17 protein-coding genes are annotated in these 17875 nt (G+C 67.4%); all 17 read right to left on the bottom strand.

Annotation, left to right across the window (positions count from 1 at the left end):
• Window positions 1-473, bottom strand: a 473-nt coding sequence (locus GTP90_RS17025) for a type II secretion system protein N (RefSeq protein ID WP_161084674.1), incomplete at its 3' end; no start/stop codon positions are given.
• Between the two features lie 16 nt (window positions 474-489).
• Entirely contained in the window at window positions 490-1710 is a 1221-nt protein-coding gene (gene gspF / locus GTP90_RS17020; RefSeq protein WP_161084673.1) for a type II secretion system inner membrane protein GspF, read from the bottom strand.
• Between the two features lie 10 nt (window positions 1711-1720).
• Window positions 1721-3142, bottom strand: coding sequence for a type II secretion system ATPase GspE (gene gspE / locus GTP90_RS17015; RefSeq protein ID WP_161084672.1), 1422 nt, complete (start codon window positions 3140-3142; stop codon window positions 1721-1723).
• Between the two features lies 1 nt (window position 3143).
• Complete coding sequence (gene gspD, locus GTP90_RS17010) at window positions 3144-5402, bottom strand: type II secretion system secretin GspD (protein WP_161084671.1); 2259 nt, start codon at window positions 5400-5402, stop codon at window positions 3144-3146.
• Window positions 5403-5423: 21 nt separating this feature from the next.
• A complete protein-coding gene (gspN, locus tag GTP90_RS17005; RefSeq protein ID WP_161084670.1) occupies window positions 5424-6197 on the bottom strand; it encodes a type II secretion system protein N in 774 nt (257 codons plus the stop codon).
• A gap of 16 nt (window positions 6198-6213) precedes the next feature.
• A complete protein-coding gene (locus GTP90_RS17000; protein ID WP_161084669.1) occupies window positions 6214-6732 on the bottom strand; it encodes a type II secretion system protein M in 519 nt (172 codons plus the stop codon).
• Window positions 6729-7991, bottom strand: a complete 1263-nt coding sequence (gspL, locus tag GTP90_RS16995; protein ID WP_161084668.1) for a type II secretion system protein GspL — start codon at window positions 7989-7991, stop codon at window positions 6729-6731. The genes GTP90_RS17000 and gspL overlap by 4 nt, the downstream gene beginning before the upstream one ends.
• Before the next feature lie 27 nt (window positions 7992-8018).
• Window positions 8019-8987, bottom strand: coding sequence for a type II secretion system minor pseudopilin GspK (gspK, locus tag GTP90_RS16990; protein WP_161084667.1), 969 nt, complete (start codon window positions 8985-8987; stop codon window positions 8019-8021).
• Entirely contained in the window at window positions 8984-9610 is a 627-nt protein-coding gene (locus tag GTP90_RS16985; protein ID WP_161084666.1) for a PulJ/GspJ family protein, read from the bottom strand. Before GTP90_RS16985 ends, gspK begins: the two co-directional genes overlap by 4 nt.
• The gene (gspI, locus tag GTP90_RS16980) at window positions 9607-9978 is read right to left on the bottom strand and encodes a type II secretion system minor pseudopilin GspI (RefSeq protein WP_117012628.1); all 372 of its coding nucleotides are present in this window, start codon (window positions 9976-9978) and stop codon (window positions 9607-9609) included. Before gspI ends, GTP90_RS16985 begins: the two co-directional genes overlap by 4 nt.
• Window positions 9979-10449, bottom strand: coding sequence for a GspH/FimT family pseudopilin (locus GTP90_RS16975; protein ID WP_117012627.1), 471 nt, complete (start codon window positions 10447-10449; stop codon window positions 9979-9981).
• A 20-nt stretch (window positions 10450-10469) separates the two neighbouring features.
• On the bottom strand, window positions 10470-10916 hold the full coding sequence (gene gspG / locus GTP90_RS16970; RefSeq protein ID WP_161084665.1) for a type II secretion system major pseudopilin GspG: 447 nt from the start codon (window positions 10914-10916) through the stop codon (window positions 10470-10472).
• Between the two features lie 141 nt (window positions 10917-11057).
• Window positions 11058-13184: an amidohydrolase family protein gene (locus GTP90_RS16965; RefSeq protein WP_161084664.1), complete on the bottom strand. Its 2127-nt coding sequence runs from the start codon at window positions 13182-13184 to the stop codon at window positions 11058-11060.
• Between the two features lie 28 nt (window positions 13185-13212).
• Complete coding sequence (locus GTP90_RS16960) at window positions 13213-13962, bottom strand: HesA/MoeB/ThiF family protein (protein ID WP_161084663.1); 750 nt, start codon at window positions 13960-13962, stop codon at window positions 13213-13215.
• Window positions 13963-13989: 27 nt separating this feature from the next.
• On the bottom strand, window positions 13990-15537 hold the full coding sequence (locus GTP90_RS16955) for a S41 family peptidase (RefSeq protein ID WP_161084662.1): 1548 nt from the start codon (window positions 15535-15537) through the stop codon (window positions 13990-13992).
• Between the two features lie 14 nt (window positions 15538-15551).
• Entirely contained in the window at window positions 15552-17018 is a 1467-nt protein-coding gene (locus GTP90_RS16950) for a murein hydrolase activator EnvC family protein (RefSeq protein ID WP_161084677.1), read from the bottom strand.
• 61 nt (window positions 17019-17079) lie between these two features.
• On the bottom strand, window positions 17080-17826 hold the full coding sequence (gene gpmA / locus GTP90_RS16945) for a 2,3-diphosphoglycerate-dependent phosphoglycerate mutase (protein ID WP_117012623.1): 747 nt from the start codon (window positions 17824-17826) through the stop codon (window positions 17080-17082).
• Window positions 17827-17875 lie beyond the last annotated feature (49 nt).

Genomic DNA, 17875 nt, shown 5'->3' with positions numbered 1-17875 from the left:
GGCGGCGCGATCGGCGGCAACGGTTGCTGGCCCGCGCCGGGCAGCAGCGACTGCGGCGCATTGGCTCCCGCGCCCGCGCCGGCGTCGCTGGCCAGCTCCACGCGCTTGAGCACACCGCCCTCGGACAGCAGCACGTAGTTCGGATGGACCTCCTTGACAGTCACACCGGGCACCACCTCGCGGCCCACGCCCAGCGCCAAAGGCGGCTGGCCATCGACCACGATGATGGCCGCGCTGTCCTCGCCGCGCGCGGCGACCACGCCCCGCAACTGGTAGTTGCTGACGGCGGCCACGGTGATCTGGCCGCCGAACAGGCCCTTGGCCGCCTCGATGTTTAGCGGCGGCGCCACCTGCTGCGGCGGCGCGGCGATGGCGCGCTGCTGCGGCTTGAACAACTGCAGGCCCCAGTAGGCCAGCGACGCCGACAACAGCACCACGGCAAGGACGGTAACGAATAATGGCAAACGCTTCATGGTTCTCTTTACTTCCTCAGCGTACCAGCTGATTAATTTCGATGATAGGCATCAGGACCGCCAGCACGATCAGCAGCACCACCACGCCCATCGCCAGGATCAGCGCCGGCTCCAGCAGGCCGGCGATGGTCAGCGTGCGGCGTTCCAGGTCGGCCTCCTGGGCGGCGGCTGCGCGGTCCAGCATGGCCGGCAGCTCGCCGGTGATCTCGCCGGCCCGTATCATGTGGATCAGCATCGGCGGGAAGTGCTTCTGCGCCGACAGCGAACGCGCCAGGCTCACGCCCTCGCGCACCGCGTCGCTAGCCTCTTCCACCAGCTCCTGCATGGCGACGTTGGACAGCGTGTCGCGGCTGGTCTCCAGCGCGCGCAGGATAGGCACGCCGGAACCGGTGGTGATCGCCAGCGTGCTGGCGAAGCGCGCCGTGTTCAGGCTGCGCTCGAATTTTCCGTACAGCGGCGCGGTCAGCAACCAGGTGTGCCAGCGCCGCTTCAGCGCCGGGTTCTGCAAGGCCCGGCGCCACATGAACCACGCGCCCACCAGCAGGATCGCCACCACGATGCCGTAGTTGCGCACGAAGTCCGACACCGCCAGCATGATGATGGTGAGGATGGGCAGCTTCTGCTTGGTGTTGGCGAACACCGAGACGATCTGCGGCACCACATAGGTCAGCAGGAAGATCACGATGGAGAACGCCACCACCGTCACGATGGCCGGATAGGTGAAGGCCAGCCGCACCTTCTGGATCAAGGCGTTGCGGCGCTCGATGTAGTCGGCAAGGCGCGACAGCACGCGCGAGAGCTGGCCGATCTGCTCACCGGAGGCGACCAGCGCGCGGTAGATCTCGGCGAAGTCGCGCGGATGGCGTCCCAGCACGTCCGACAGCGAGGCGCCGCCGATCACCTCGGAGCGGATGGAGGCGATCAGATCGCGCATGTAGGGGCGCTCGGCCTGCTCCAGCAAGGCGGTGAAGGCCTGCTCCAGCGGCAGCCCCGCCTCCAGCAGGCTGGCCAGCTGGCGCGTGAACAGCGCCAGCTCGGTGGCCGACAGGCGCTCGCCGAAACCGCGGCTCTTGGCCACGCCGGCGGCGTCGACCTGCGCGGCGATGGCGTCCACCTTCAACGGCACCAGGCCTTGCGTGCGCAACTCGGAACGCGCCGAGCGCGCGCTGTCGGCATTGAGCACGCCCTTCTTGGTGGCGCCGCCGGCGTCGACGGCTTCATAACGGAATGCGGGCATCGTCGGTCGCCTAGTCTTTGGTCACGCGCAGCAGCTCGGCCTGCGTGGTGATGCCGGCGGCCAGCCAGCGCTCGCCGTCCTCGCGCATGGTCTGCATGCCGCCCGCCAGCGCCGCCGCCTTGACCTCGGCCTCGGAAGCGCGGTTGTGGATCTGCGCGCGGATCTGCTCCGTGGTCTGCAGGAATTCGTACACGCCCACCCGGCCCTGGTAGCCCGTGTGGCCGCAATGCTCGCAGCCCACCGCGTGCCATTGCTGGCCGTCGAAGCTCTTGCAGCTGCCGCACAGTTTGCGCACCAGCCGCTGCGCCAGTACGCCCAGCAGCGACGACGACAGCAGGAACGGCTCGATGCCCATGTCCAGCAGGCGCGTGACGGCGGCGGCGGCGTCGTTGGTGTGCAGCGTGGCCAGCACCAGGTGGCCGGTCAGCGAGGCCTGCACCGCGATCTGCGCGGTTTCCAGGTCGCGGATCTCACCGATCATGATCACGTCCGGATCCTGGCGCAGGATGGCGCGCAGCGCCTTGGCAAAGGTCATGTCGATGCGCGGGTTGACCTGGGTCTGGCCGACGCCATTGAGGTCATATTCGATCGGGTCTTCCACCGTCATGATGTTGGTGGTGGCCGCGTTCAGCAGCGACAACGCGGCGTACAGCGTGGTGGTCTTGCCCGAGCCGGTCGGCCCGGTCACCAGCACGATGCCGTGCGGCTGGTTGATCAGCGCGTCGAACTGCGGCAGCATGGTCTCGCTCATGCCCAGGTGGTTCAGGTCCAGCCGGCCCGCTTCCTTGTCCAGCAAGCGCAGCACCGCGCGTTCGCCGTGGCCGGTCGGCAGCGTCGACACGCGCACGTCCACCGGCTTGCCGCCGATGCGCAGCGTGATGCGGCCGTCCTGCGGCAGGCGCTTTTCGGCGATGTCCAGCTGCGCCATGATCTTGATACGCGAGATCAGCGAACCATGGATGGCCTTGCGCGGACGGACGATGTCGCGCAGCGAACCGTCGACGCGGAAGCGCACCACCGAGGTCTGTTCGAACGGCTCGATGTGGATGTCGGAGGCGCTGTCGCGCAGCGCCTGCGTCAGCAGCGCGTTGATCATGCGGATCACCGGCGCGTCGTCGGACGATTCCAGCAAGTCCTCGATGGCCGGCACGTCCTGCAGCAGCTTGGTCAGATCGAGGTCGGCATCGAATTCCTCGGCCACCATCGAGGCGTTGCCGCCCGAGCTGGCGTAGGCTGCGGCGATGGCCGTTTCCAGGTCGGCGCGCGGCATGCTTTTAAGCTGGATGCGGCCGAAGCGGCGCGACACCTCGGCGATGGCCGCGGGCGCGGTGGCGCCGCAGACCAGCACGTCCACCGTGTGTTCGGCTTCGTCGCTTTGCTGCGCCAGCACCACGAAGTCGCGGGCGAAGGCGTATGGAAGGAGATTGCTCATATCACTGCTGCTTGGTTGGTTCGCCGGCGCCCGGTTCGCGCACCGGTGTTGGCGCGGCGGGCAGCGGACGCACCATCGTTCCGCCCAGTGGCGCGCCGTCCTTCAGCGTCGGCAGCAAGGGCTGGCCGAGGTCCTTGACCAGGATGCTCTCCGGCGGCTGGATCGATTCCTGCTGGCCGCGCATGTAGTCGTAACGGTCGGTCGCCAGCGAGGTGCTCTGCTCCTTGTTGCGGATCACCACAGGGCGCAGGAACACCATCAGGTTGGTCTTCTTGCGGGTGCGGGTCTGGTACTTGAACAGATTGCCCAGCACCGGAATGTCGCCCAGGCCGCGCACCTTGTCCACGCCGTCGCCCTCGGTGTCCTCGATCAGGCCACCGAGCACGATGATCTGGCCATCGTCGGCGATGACGTTGTTCTCGATCACGCGCTTGTTGATGGTGATGCCGGCGGCGGCCGTCAGCGTGGTCTTGTCGACGCTGGAGGTCTCGTGATAGATCGCCAGCTTGACCGTGCCGCCTTCGGAAATCTGCGGACGCACTTTCAGCGTCAGGCCCACTTCCTTGCGGTCGATGGTCTGGAACGGATTGTTGTTGGTGCCGGAGGTGGTGGTGAACTGGCCGGTCAGGATAGGCACGTTCTGGCCGACCGAGATGGTGGCCAGCTCGTTGTCCAGCGTGATCATGTTAGGCGTCGACAGCACGTTGGCGTTGCCGTCCGATTCCAGCGAGCGCGCCAGCGCGCCCAGCCCCAGGCCACCGGCCACCTGCTTGAACACGCCGATGGTCAGGCCCGCGCCAGGCAGCGTCGGCCCGGTGGTGGTGGTGCCGGTGCCCTTGTTGAGCAGCTGGCCGGCCAGCGTGCCGATGTTGTTGCCGCCGGTCGAATACGACTGCAAGCCGCCGACGCGGTAGGTGCTGTTCTCGTTGCCGGTCGCGCCTACCCACTGGATGCCGAACTCGGAGGCCTTGTCGGACGAAACCTCGACGATCAGCGATTCGATGTAGACCTGCGCGCGGCGCACGTCCAGCTGGTCGATCACGGCGCGCAGGTTGCGGTACACCGATTCCGGCGCGGTGATGATCAGGGTGTTGGTGGTGGAATCGGCCTGGATGAAACCCGCCGTGCCGCCGCCGCCCTGCTGCTGCTGGCCGGAGCCGGTCAGCAGCGGATTGGATGGACCGGAGCTGGTGCCGGAGCTGTTGGAACCCATGCCGCTGCCGGTGTTGCTGCTTTGGCCACCCAGGCCACCCTGGCCCTGGCCACCGAGGCCGCCCTGGCCGGTCTGGCCGGTGCCGACGCCGGTGGCGTTGGGCGCCGAGGTGTCGCCCGAGACCACGCTGCGCAGCGTCTGCGCCAGCTTGGCCGCTTCGGCGTTCTTCAGGTAGACCACGTGGACGTTGCCCAGTTCCTGGGTCGGCTGATCGAGCTTGGCGATCAGCGACTTGGCCAGGTTGGAGCGCGCCGCCGACGGCGCGCGCAGGATCAGCGAATTGGTGCGCGGGTCGGCCAGCACGCTGACCTTGCCCGAGTCGCCGGCGCCCGCGCCGGAGTCCATCAGTTTGTTGACCATGGCCGCCAGGTCGCTGGCGATGGCGTAGCGCACCGGGATCACATCGAGGTCGGCGACGGCCGGCGCGTCCAGCGCGGCGACGATCTTGGCCAGGCGCTTGACGTTGTCGGCGTAGTCGGTGACCACCACGGTGTTATTGCCCGGGTTGGCGTTGATGGTGTTGTTGGGCGAGATCAGTGGACGCAGCACCGTCACCACGTTGGCCGCCGACTCATAATTCAGATGGAAGATCTGGCTGACGATCTGGTCGCCCTTGGCCGAGGCCTGGCTGGCGCCGACCTGGGTCGGCCCGGCCTGCAGCTTGGCGTCCGCTTCCGGCACCACCTTGGCGTAGCCGTCGCCGCTGACCACCGCGTAGCCCTGCAGGCGCAGCGCGGAGGTCAGCAGGCCGAACGCCTGCGACTTGGTGACCGGCTTTTCCGACACCACCGTCAGCGTGCCCTTGACGCGCGGGTCGATCACGAAGGTGATGTTGGTGTAGTGGCCGACCGCCTTGATCACCGACTCGATGTCGGCGCCGACGAAGTTCAGCGCGGCGTCGTCGGCCGCGGCGTGGGCGGTGGCGGGCAGCAGCACCAGCAACGGCGTCACGACCGGCACGACGCTTGTCGCACAGCACAGCATCGCACCCGCGCTCAGGCGGCGCAGCGCGGGAAGGGTGGGTTTGCTCACGGACTGTTTTTTCATTGTCTGAACTTTTATCTGAACTTAGTGGAACTCTAAAGCGATGATGTTGCGGTCACTATTCGGTTTGCGCTGGCCCAGCAAATTCAACAGGTTGGCCAGCTGCTCTTCAAATCCTTTTGCTGCCTCGGCCTGCCCGGAAAACCGCAGGCGGCCGTTATTCAGGTTGCCGGAGCCGCTCAACAACAGCGGGCCCTTGACGGAATTGAGCGTCAGCGCGGCCGACTGCCCATGCCAGTCCAGCGCCAGCGTGTAGCTGCCCAGCGGCCGCACCGACGACAGCCGCGAGGCCATGTCCGTCATCTCCAGCGTGGTGCGGCCGTTGATGGCGATCTGGCGGTCGGCCAGCGCCAGCTCCAGCGCGGTCCACGACAGCCGCATCGTGCCGCTGGGCGCCACGGTGTTCAGCGGCGCGCCCAGGCCGGCCAGGCCGGCGGCCGGCAGCAGCAGCGCCGATGGACTGAGCTGCCATTGCGACCAGCTGCCCTTGAAGGTCAGCGGCTGCGCCAGCGCCTCGCTGTTTTCCAGCTGCAGGTCGACCATGCCGACCAGCGCCAGCGGCGAAATCTTCCAGCTGAAACGGCCCGGCAGCAGCGGCGTGACCGGGCTGTTGCCGCTGGCCGCGCCGCCGATAAAGGCCGAACCGCGCCACAGCGTACCCTGCGCGTCTCCCAGCGTCAAACGTCCTCCCGTGCGCGCCTCCACCAGCGATCCCAGCCAGGCCGCCGGGAAGAACACCGCCAGCGTCGCCGCCACGCTCAGCGCGATGGTCAGCAACCATAGCACGAGGCGCTTCATGGACAGCCTTTTCGCATCACCGGCCGCCCGTGTTCTGGCGCAGCGTCAACGTGGCGTTGACCATGCCGGCGGTGTCCTGCGCGCTGATGTTCGCTTCCGAGACGGCGATGCGGCTCTCGGTGCGGATCGCGTCCAGCCAGGCGATCAGCGCCGGGAAAGGCACGCCGTTCATCTGCACCTTGGCGTATTCGCCGGTGACGGACACCGATTGCGTGGCCAGGCCGCGCGCGGCAAGGCCGGCGTTGAGCATCTCGCGCGTCATCGGCGAGGGAGCGATGGTGTTCTGGCCGCGCAGCGCGGCCGCTTCCAGCGCCAGCCCTTGCAGCTCGGCGGCCTGCTGGCGCAGCTCGGGCAGCGACTTGCGCAGTCTGGCGCCCCCGTCCAGCGCCGGCGCGATCAGCACCGAATAAAACAGCGCCACGCCCAGCACCGCGCCGCCGACGCCGAGGAACTTGCGTTCCTGTTCGGTGCGTTCGATCCAGAAGGCCGAAGCGCGGCCGCGATAGTCTTGTATCGTTTGGGTCAGTTTGTTCATGATTTTCCTCCGCCCGCGCCGCTCGACGGACGTATCTGCCAGGCGCCCGGATTGGTTTCCGACAGATCCAGCTTGCGCGCGGCCAGCGCGGAGCGCAGCTGCGCCAGCGTGCCGCTATCGACGGTGTTGGGCTTGACCTTGATCTGCAGCGCGCGATCGCGGTACTCCAGCGTGGCGATGATGTCCTTGCGCGGCAAGACGCCCAGCGCCTCGCCCAGGGCGGCGCTCAGCGCGGTGAATTCGTCGGCGGCTGGCTGGCCGCCGTCGGCCTTGGCCAGCGAGATATTCTTGCGCATCTGCGCGGCCGGATCGAGGATCACCGGCTCGTTCGGATAGGCGGCCTTGAAGGTCTGCAGCATGGACTGGCTGACCGCGCCGGCCTCGCGCTTGAGGCGCAGCCATTCGATGTTCAGCCCCGCCACGTTGACCAGCAGCGCCAGCGCGGCGATGCGCAGCGGCCAGCGCCAGCGCTGCCACTGGCGCGCGTTGGCGCCGGTCGCGCCCAACGCCGGCGCCAGGTCCAGCCCCGCAGAGCGCGAGGCGGCCACCCAGTGCGCCCAATGGTCTTCCATCAGGGTGACGCTGTGGCCAACACCGTGGCCGGCATCCGCCGCCGCCACCAGCGGCGCGAACTGCGCCATCTGCGCCGGCGCCAGGTACAGCGTGACCGGCTCGTCGCCCGCCATCGCACGCAGCGTTTGCAGCGCGGCCTGCGGCTGCGCCGGCAGCGTCAGGCCCATGCCCATGGTCTGCGACTGGCGCAATACCAGTTCGAAGCCGGCGTCGCCGGTGCTCAGCGCGGCCGACACGGAACCCGGCTGGAACGGCAGGCACAGTTGCGCCGGCAGCACCGAGACGTGATGCGCGCCCTGCGCCAGCAGCGCCTTGACCAGCACCTCGATCCAGCTGCGCTGCACCACGGCCACCGTGCGGCCGCCGTCGGCGTCGGCGGCGCCGGCCGCCAGCACGCAGTCGGCCGGGTCGCCCAGCACCTGTTCCTCCACCAGCGCCGGCAGCGCGGCCTTCAGGCGCGCGGCGGACAATGGCGGCGCCACCACGCGCAGCAGCGTGACGTCGGCGGCGGCCAGCAGCAGCACCACGCGCCGCGCGGAAGCCACCAGGTCCGACAGGTTGCCCAGCGGGGAAACGCCCTGCTGCAGCAGGTTGCCGCCGTCGCCCACCAGCGCGAACGGGCAGGTCTGGGCCGCGCCGCTGTCGACGCTGGCCTTGGCCGGATAGCGGATAAGTAGTGTAGTCAAAGGGTCTCGCTTTCGTTCATGCCAGTTCTAATATTCCCGTATCCAGACCACCGTCGTGATGCCGTTGGCCGCCCGCACCAGCAGGGACTGCGCGTCCAGCGCCGCCCGGTCCAGCCTCACCCGGCTGTAGGCCAGGAAGTAGCGGCTCTTGACGTCGTATTTCGTCTTGGGCTGCTTCCCGCCGGACAGCTGCGGCAACTGATCGAAGTAATGCGTGTCGCGAAAAAAGACGCGCTGCCGCGTATTCACAATCGCTGCCGCATCCGACAACGACAGCTGCTCGCACATGGCCGACAGCAGTTCGGCCGGCACGGTATTCACGTTCAACTCCGTTCCGCGCTCCGGCAGGATGATGACGAAGTCGCGCAGCTTCTCAACCATCTGCGGCGTAAAGCCGCTCACCGCCAGCAGATCCTCCACGCGCAGCAGGTCGACCGGCTGCGGCCCCGAGGTCTGCGCCGGTTGCTGCGGCTGCCCTCCGCCCCCCCCCGGTCCCGGCGGCGCCGCCGTCTGCGCGTTCGCCACCTGCGTGGCCACCGCCTGCGCCAGCGACGGATCGAGCCGCAGGTTGGTCAGCAACCGCTCGAACACCTTCACCTCGTCGGGCTTGGCCGCGTGGTTGACGGCCAGATTGGCAAGATTGTAACGCGACTGCGCGTCGATCATCTTGCCGGACAGCGTGGCGTTGAAATTTTCCGCCTCGGCGCGTTCGCGTTCGATGTAGTCGTCCAGCCGCGTTTCCTCCAGCGGCGTGGCCCAGACCCCGTTGAGCTGCGTGACCGTTGGCGAATCCAGGTGGTCCTGATACAGCACCAGCCGGCTCAGGTCCAGCGCGCCGCGCACGATCCAACGGGTCTGCAGTTGCAGGCGCTGGTTCTCCATTGAGCGCACCTGCACCTGCTGCTGCCAGAACAGGCTGGCGACGATGGTCACCGCCAGTGTGGTCAACAGCAGCGCCGTGATGACGGCCACGCCGCGCTGGCGCCGCAGCCTCACAGGGCCCCCAGCAGGAAGGATTTAATCATCGGTACTTCCACGCCGTCCAGGTTCATCGACACTTCCAGGCCGCTAGGCGCGCCCACCGCCGGGGCGGGGGGAGCCGGCATCACACCGGCCGCCTGTACCCAGCCCTGCGTGGTCCAGAAGCGCATCGTCATGCGCTGCACGCCCGACTGCAGCGCCACGCCGTCGGCCGGGTCGGCGTCGCCGGTGGCGGCCTGCCACAGCGTGTCGAGCTGCACCAGGTCGCGCGTGCTGGCCGATTCGCGCCGCGTCAGCACGCCGTCGCGCACGCGGTACGACACCACCTGCAAGCGCGTCGGCTCGTTCTCGCCCAGCGACATGCGCACCAGCGTGATGCGGCCATCCTCCGCGCGCAGGATGGCGCGGGTGCCGATCAGCGCTTGCGGCACGAGGTTGGCGCAGTCGCTCTGCAGCTGGGCGAACGCCAGCTGCAGGCCGCGCGTCTGCTCCATCTGCGCGGTCAGCGCGCCGCGCGAGCGGATGATGCCGTCCAAACCGCGCCAGCCCAGCACCGCGACGATGGCGAGGATCGAAATCGCCACCAGCAGCTCGATCAGCGTGAAGCCGCGCGCGCGGCGGCGCATCGCGGCCGTCATTGGTTCAGCACCAGTTGGACCAGCTTGATGATGCGCCGCTCCGGCGCGGCCTGGTCGTAGACGCTGACCTCGACCCGGCGGAAGCGCGGATTCGGGCTGGCGATCACTTCCTCTTCGCACATCAGCTTCATGTCGCCCTGCGGGCATTCGAAGGTCTGCTTGCCGACCGCCGGAAACTGGCGCGTCAGGCGCAGCTGCACCAGCCGGTTCTCGGCCGACCAGGTGGCCATCATCGCGCCGCGCAGGCCGTTGCTGTTCTGTGTCAGGCTGCCGACCGCGCGCAGCGAGGCGCCCAGCGCCGTGCCGACGATCACCAGCGCCACCAGCACTTCCAGCAGGGTAAAGCCGCGTTGTCGTTGAAGGCGCATCTAGTCCACCGTGAAATGGCCGATGCCGTCGGCGTGGATGGCGATGCTGGCATCGCCGCCGCTGAGGGTCAGCACAAAGGGTTTGTCGACCGGCTCGCGGCCGAACACGATGCGCAGGTTGCCGGCGTCCGGGATGCTGGGCGGCGGATCCAGCATCAGCGTGATGGGACCGTGCTTGAATTCGCGCTCGCGCAGCAGGTCGTCCTGCACCGCCAGCGTCCATTCCCGCTCGTTGCGGATCAGGAAGCGGTAGCCGTCCGGCCCCGCCTCAAAGGCGATCTGGCGGTTGCGCACGATCGCCTCGTCGCGCGCCAGTTGCAGCAGCAGCGCGATGCGCTGCGCGTCCTCACGCAAGGACTGCTTCTGGCCCGGCAGCGCGTTGAGCGACACCAGCCCAAGCGTGATGCCCAGGATGACCATCACCACCAGCAGTTCGATCAGCGTGAATCCACGCTGGCGGGCGGCGCGCATGAGCCGTGCTCCCCCTGCGATCAGTTATCCCAGGAGCCGATGTCGGCATCGTCGCCGGTGCCGCCCGGCGCGCCGTCGGCGCCGTAGGAGAACACGTCGACCTCGCCCTTGATGCCGGGCGAGAGGAACTGGTATGGATTGCCCCAAGGGTCTTTCGGCATTTTTTCCAGGTAGCCGCCGGACTTCCAGCCGTTTGCGGCCGGGCCGGTGGTCGGCTTGGTCAGCAGTGCCTGGAGGCCTTGCTCGGTGGTCGGGTAGCGCTGGTTATCCAGTTTGTACAGCTTGAGCGCCTGCATGACGGTCGCGATATCGACCTTGGCCGCGGCGACTTTCGATTCGCCGGTGCGGCTGAGCAGCTTGGGCACCACCAGCGCCGCCAGCACACCCATGATGACCACGACCACCATGATTTCAATCAGCGTAAAGCCACGCGCGGCGGCACGACGGGGAACGAAGAATTTTTTCATATTCGATAACAGGTAAAAGTGAGTGCAGAGTATAAGGCCGAATCGCCGCCGCCAGCGAAACCAGAGAACGATTTTTGCGCCGGCAGGCTTAAACAGCGCTTAACCGGACACGCAGCGCGCCCGGTTTTTACCGCGATTTACTCAATCGCGCTGACGGGCGGTGGCATCGATGCGGCGCAGCGCGCCCTCGTTGCCGGCACCGTTGATCTCCGCCACGGCGGCCGAGGTTCTGGCCACTTGCGGCGCGTCCTGGACGAACGGCGCGATGCCCAGCGCGGCGTCGATCTCGCGCGGATAGATGACGTAGCCGCGCGTGATCACCGCCGCCACCTTGCGTACGTCGGCGATATCCTTGGTCGGATCGCCATCCACCAGCACCAGGTCGGCCAGCTTGCCGGCCGTGATGCTGCCACGGTCGTTGCTGGTGCGGGTGTAGCGGGCGCCGTTGCGGGTCGCCACCTGCAGGGCCTGGGCCGGCGTCAGGCCGGCCTTGACCAGCAGCGCCAGCTCCGAATGCAGCGTGAAGCCGGCGATATCGTCGGTGCCGGCCACGATGGGCACACCGGCCTTGTACATGATGCCGACGAATTCCACCATCTTGCCGTAGGACTTCTGGTAGCGCTTGAGGGTGGCGTCGCCGTCGATCTTCATGGCACCGACCGCGAGGCTGCGCGCCACGTCCGGCGGCATGTTGGCGGCGAAGGCGCGGTAGGGCTCATTGAGGTCGCCGTCCTTCTGCTGGATGAAGGCGAAGGCCGACATGGTCGGGTCGATCGAGATCTGCTTTTTCGCCAGGCCGGCCACGAAGTCCTTGAACGGCTTGGTGTTGAAGTCCATGTCGGCCACTTTTTCGGCCGGCAGCAGGAAGCGGTTCAGGTTGCGCGTCTCGGTGTCCGGCTTGACGAGGAAGTTCAGCAGCACCTGGTTGATGTGCTGGATCTCGTCGTAGCCTGCGTCCAGCGCCTCCTGCGCGCGCAGGCCGGCCGGGATGTGGCCGGACACGCGCATGCCGCGGCTGTGGGCGTAAGCCACGGTGTCCTTCAGGATCGCCTTCGGGAAGGAGTTGTAGATCTTCAGCTGCGGATAGCCGCGCTCCGCGTACCAGTCGACCGCCTCCTTCGCGCCCGCCAGGTCCTTGATGACGAAGCCGTTGTTGGCGCTGAACGGGCTCTCGCCCTCCAGGAAGCCGGCCGGCACCACCTGCGGCGCCAGCAGCTTGCCGGCGGCGGTTTCGTCCAGCATCGCCTGCAGCTGCTTGTTGTCGTTGCCCATGTCGCGCACGCTGGTCACGCCGGTGGACATGTTCAGCGCGCCGGACCAGCGGTCCACGTGGCCGTGCATGTCGAACAGGCCAGGCAGCACGATGCGGCCGGCGGCGTCGATGGTGTTGTCGGCCTCGCGCACCGGCGAGCCGGCCGGCAGCACGGCGGTGATGCGGCCGCGCAGCACGTAGATGTCGGACGGCGCGCCGACGGTGGCCTTGTCGCTGTCGAACACGCGGGCGTTGCGCACCAATGTCAGGCCGGTGAGCGGGTGCTGCAGCTTGGCCGCCAGCTCTTCCAGCATGCGGTTCTCGGCTTTTTTCTGGCGCACGGCCAGCTCCGGCGCGGCGCCCTGCCAGCCCTCTTCCAGCATGTTGGCGAAGCCGGGGATGATCACGCCGAACAGGCGGGGGCTGGCGCCGGTGGTGGCCCAGTAAAACGCCGGCGACAAGCCGACGCCGGTCTGCGCCACCAGTTGCACGGTTTGTTTCGCGCCGCTGCCGCTGCTGACTTCCAGCGTATCGAGCACGGTCTGCGACAGCGTGCCCGATGGCAGCAGGGCCAGTTTATGCTCGGGCGCCGCGGCCAGCGCGGTGATGTAGGCGGAGACGATTTCAAAGGAACCGTTCAGCGGCAGGTAGCCGGCCGGGCCGCTGACGGCCTTGGTGCCCTGCTCGGAGGTGGACTTCCACTCGGCCTGGCCGCCGTTGCGCGCGAAGCGCTCGTCCACCACCGCGCCGAAGGTGGAGTTGCCCTTGACGCTGTACTCGCTCATCACGCCGTCGGCGCCCATGCGGAATTGCTCCGTCAGTTCCGGGCCGCGGCCGTTGTTCTTGAAGATGAAACGCACCTTGGTCAGGCCGTCGTCCTGGCGCTCGACGGCCTGTTCGCCGATCTGCTTGCCGTTTTCGGCGATGATCAGGTATTTGATGTTGGCGGCGGCGGTGGCCACCTGCGCGGCGAACGCCATGGACAGTGCCAGCGGCAGTACAGCGAGTCGTTTCATCAGCAAGATAGTCTCCTTCCGGTTAGTGTTATTTTTTTGCGCAGACCGGGCAATCGCCGTTGCGTCCCACACCGATGCTGGTCCACTCCATGTGCAAACCGTCCAGCATCAACAGGCGCCCGGCCAGCGAGGCGCCCACGCCCATCAGCAGCTTGAGCGCTTCGGCCGCCTGCATCGCGCCCACCACGCCCACCAGCGGCGCGAACACGCCCATGGTGGAGCAGGCCACGTCCTCGAACTTCTGGTCCTGCGGGAACAGGCAGGAATAGCAGGGCTGCGCGCCGCCGCGCGGATCGAACACGCTGACCTGGCCGTCGAAGCGGATCACCGCGCCCGACACCAGCGGCTTGCCCAGCGCGACACAGGCGCGGTTGACGGCGTGGCGCGTGGCGAAGTTGTCGGTGCAGTCGAGCACCACGTCGGCCTGCGCCACCAGTTCGGCCAGGCGGGCGTCGTCCACGCGCTCGGTCAGCGCGGTGACTTCGATCTCGGGATTGATCTGCGCCAGCGTGACGCGCGCCGATTCGGCCTTGGGCTGGCCGACCCGCTCCGTGGTGTGGGCGATCTGGCGCTGCAGGTTGGTGAGGTCGACGGTGTCGTTGTCGACCAGCGTGATGTGGCCGACACCGGCCGACGCCAGGTACATGGCGGCCGGCGATCCGAGGCCGCCGGCGCCGATCACCAGCGCATGCGCGGCCAGCAGCTTTTGCTGGCCTTCGATGCCGATTTCGTCGAGGAGGATATGGCGCGAGTAGCGCAGCAGTTGCGAGTCGTTCATCGTCTCAGGCCGGCGGCGCGCCCGCCGTTATTGGGTCACTGGTTGTTTCAGGGCCGGCTTCTTGTCGCTGGCCTTGGGCTTGGAATCCGGCTTGGCGGCTGGCTTGACGGCCGGCTTGCTGTCCGACTTGATCTCGCCAACCTCGCCGCCGGCGGCGGGCGCCGCCTCCACCTTCGACAGCTTGACCGGCAAGCCCTTGAAGTGGTTGATCGCCTGCGCCAGCTGGAAGTCGTCCTTTGAGCCGAATTCCACCGGCTTGGTTTTCTTCGCCAGCGAGGCCGCGCGCTGCTCGTCTTCCAGCTCGTCGCGCTGCGCGGTCAGGGCCTTCTGCGCGGCGCTGTCGCCGTCCGGGTCCTTGTCGTTGTTCAGGTGCTTTTGCAGGTCGGATTCGCGCACGCGCAGGCTGTTCAAGCCGTCGCCGTCGGCGGTTTCGTCGACCATCAAGTCCGGCACGATGCCGCGCGCCTGGATCGAGCGGTTGTGCGGCGTGTAGTAGCGCGCCGTGGTCAGCTTGACGGCGGTGTCGGCGGTCAGCTGGCGCAGCGTCTGCACCGAGCCCTTGCCGAAAGTCTGCGTGCCCATGATGGTGGCGCGCTTGTAGTCCTGCAGCGCGCCGGCGACAATCTCGGAGGCCGACGCCGAACCGGCGTTGACCAGCACGACCATCGGCACGTCCTTGAGCGCGGCCGGCAGCTTGGCCAGCGGATCGTTCTTGGCGCGCGTGGAATAGAACTCGCTGCGGCCGTAGAAGGTCTGCTTGGAGTCGAGCAGCTGGCCGTTGGTCGAGACGATCACCGAATCCTTGGGCAGGAAGGCGGCCGAGACGCCGATCGCGCCCGGCACCACGCCGCCCGGATCGTTGCGCAGGTCCAGCACCAGGCCCTTGATATGCGGGTCCTGCGCGTACAGGGCGGTGAGCTTGCGCGCCATGTCCTCGACAGTCGGCTCCTGGAACTGCGAGATGCGCAGCCACGCATAACCCGGCTCGATCATCTTGGCCTTGACGCTCTGCACGCGGATCTCCTCGCGCACGATGGTCAGGTTGAGCGGCTTGTCCTCGTCCTTGCGGCTGATGGTGACGGTGACCTTGGAGTGCGGCTCGCCGCGCATCTTCTTGACGCTTTCGTCCAGCGTCAGGCCCTTGATCGGCGTGCCGTCGATGCGGGTGATCAGGTCACCGGTCTTGATGCCGGCCTTGAAGGCGGGCGAATCCTCGATCGGCGAGACCACCTTGATGTAGCCGTCCTCCATGCCGACCTCGATGCCGATGCCGACGAATTTGCCGGCCACGGTCTCGCGCATTTCGCGGAAGGCTTTCTTGTCCAGGTAGACCGAGTGCGGGTCGAGCGAGGCCACCATGCCGGAAATGGCTTCGGTGAGCAGCTTCTTGTCGTCGACATTTTCAACGTAGTCGGTCTTGATCAAGCCGAAGACGTCGGACAGCTGGCGCAGCTCCTCCAGCGGCAGCGGCGAGCCGGTGACCTTTTGCGCGATGGCGGAAAACTGCAGGGAGACGGCAACCCCGGCCACCATCCCAAGGCCGATCAGGCCGATGCTCTTGACTTTGTTGCCCATTTTTTCCGCAAACCTTAAAACTTGACCCAGCCAGCCGGATCGAATGCCGTGCCCTGATGGCGAAGCTCAAAGTATAGCCCCGATTCCTCGTTGCCGCCGCTGTTACCTGCGCTGGCGATCGAGTCGCCGGCTTTGACGACGTCGCCGACCCGTTTGAGCAGCGACTCGCAATTGCCGTAGATGCTCCAGTACTGGCCGCCGTGGTCGACGATGATCATGTTGCCGAAGCCGCGCAGCCAGTCCGAGAAGATGACCTTGCCGCCAGCGATGGAGCGGATCTCGGCGCCCTCGCCGGTGCGGATGAACACGCCCTTCCAGCTTGGGCCGTCGCCGCGCTTGGTGCCGAACCTGGCGGCAAGCTTGCCGCTGACGGGCGCGCGCAGCTGTCCCTTAAGGCTGACGAACGGCGCGCCGGACGGCACGGTCGGCGCCAGCGCGATATCGGCCTGCTTGGCGGCCGGCCTGGCCGGCTCCTCCTCGCGCGGCGGCGGCTTGACCGGTTCCGGCGGCCGGACCGGCTGCTGCGCCACTTTCGGTTCGTCGGCGTCGATGGCGTCGGGCTTGGACGGCGGCGGCTTGATGGTGCCGGACTTGGCGGCGTTGGCCTTGGCCAGGCGCTGGCGTTCCGCCTCGGCCGCCTTGGCCTTGGCCAGTGCGCGCGCCTCGGCGTCAGCCCTGGCTTTGGCCTCGGCCCTGGCTTCCGCTTCGGCCTTGGCGCGGGCGGCGGCCAGTTCCTGGCGCTTCTTCTCGGCGGCGGCGGCGATCGCCTGTTCCTGGATCAGCTTGCCCAGCTTGTCGACCAGGCCGGTCAGGCGCTGTTCGTCGCGCTCGACGTTGCCGGCTTCCTTGCGCTGGGCCACAAGTTTCTTCGACAGCGAGGCCAGCAGCGCGGCGCGGCGCGACTTCTCCTGCTCCAGCCTGGCCTTCTGTTCCATTTCCTCGGCCGCGATTTCCTGCAGTTCGTCCTTGGCGTTCTGCGCCGCAGCCTGGTTGACCTCGACCGCCTTCAGGTTGGCGCGCAGCGAGTCCAGCAAGCGCGCCTGCGCCTGCGACACGTAGGACATCATCTGCAGGTCGCGGTTGATGCGGTTGGGGTTGTCGCCGGACAGCAGCAGCTTGATGCGGTCCTCGTTGCCGGCGACGTATTGCTCGCGCAGCAGCTTGGCCAGCTGCTGTTTCTGTTGGGCGACCGTGGCCGCCAGCTTGTCGTGTTCGACGGCGAGCTGTTGCAGCTTGGTGTTGGTGTCACCCTGCTCCTGCGCCAGGTCGCGCAGCGAGCGGTTGGCGTCCGAGATCGCCTGTTCGGACTCGGCCAGGGTGTCGGCGGCGTCGTCCTTGGCGCTCTCGGTCTTGCCGATGTCTTTCTTGAGCGCGCTGAGCTTCTGCTGCAGGCTGGCGCGCTCGGCCTCGGCCGCCGCTTTCTGCTTGCTGCGCTCGGTGGTCTTGCTGAACGGCGCGGCGTGCGCGCCATTCAACAGCATCAGCATCAGCGCCGCACTGGTGGCGGCGCCGCGCCAGCCTCGTAAGGAAAAATGCGACAAATTACTTGGCCTTGCCCTGGTTGGCCACGGCGGCTTGCGCTGCGGCGATGGCGTCGGCGTCGCCGAGATAGTAGTGGCGGATCGGCTTCAGGTCGGCGTCCAGTTCGTACACCAGCGGCTGGCCGTTCGGAATGTTCAGGCCGACGATGTCGTCATCGCTGATGCCGTCGAGCATCTTGATCAGCGCGCGCAGGCTGTTGCCGTGGGCCGAGATGATGATCTTCTTGCCGGCGCGGATGGCCGGGGCGATTTCCTCGTCCCAGGCCGGCATCACGCGCGCCACGGTGTCCTTCAGGCATTCGGTCAGCGGGATCTGCGACTTGTCCAGGCCGGCGTAGCGCGGGTCGTTGAAGGAGGCGCGGTCGTCGTTCTCGGCCAGCGGCGGCGGTGGCGTGTCGTAGCTGCGGCGCCATACCAGTACCTGGTCGTCGCCGTACTTGGCGGCGGTCTCGCCCTTGTCCAGTCCCTGCAGCGCGCCGTAGTGGCGCTCGTTCAAACGCCAGTCGTTCTTGACCGGCAGGTACATCATGTCCATCTCGTCCATGGTCAGCCACAGCGTGCGGATCGCGCGCTTGAGCACCGAGGTGTAGGCCAGGTCGAAGGTGTAGCCGGATTCCTTGAGCACCTTGCCGGCCGCCTTGGCTTCGGCGATGCCCTTCTCGGTCAGGTCCACGTCGGTCCAGCCGGTGAAGCGGTTCGAGAGGTTCCAGGTGGACTCGCCATGGCGCATGAATACGATTTTATACATTTGAACTATCTTCAAAAAGGATTGAACGGGACGGAAAACCGGTACTGCG

The sequence above is a fragment of the Duganella vulcania genome (assembly GCF_009857655.1).
Lineage (GTDB): Bacteria > Pseudomonadota > Gammaproteobacteria > Burkholderiales > Burkholderiaceae_D > Rugamonas > Rugamonas vulcania.
This window is presented reverse-complemented; position numbering and strand designations above follow the sequence as displayed.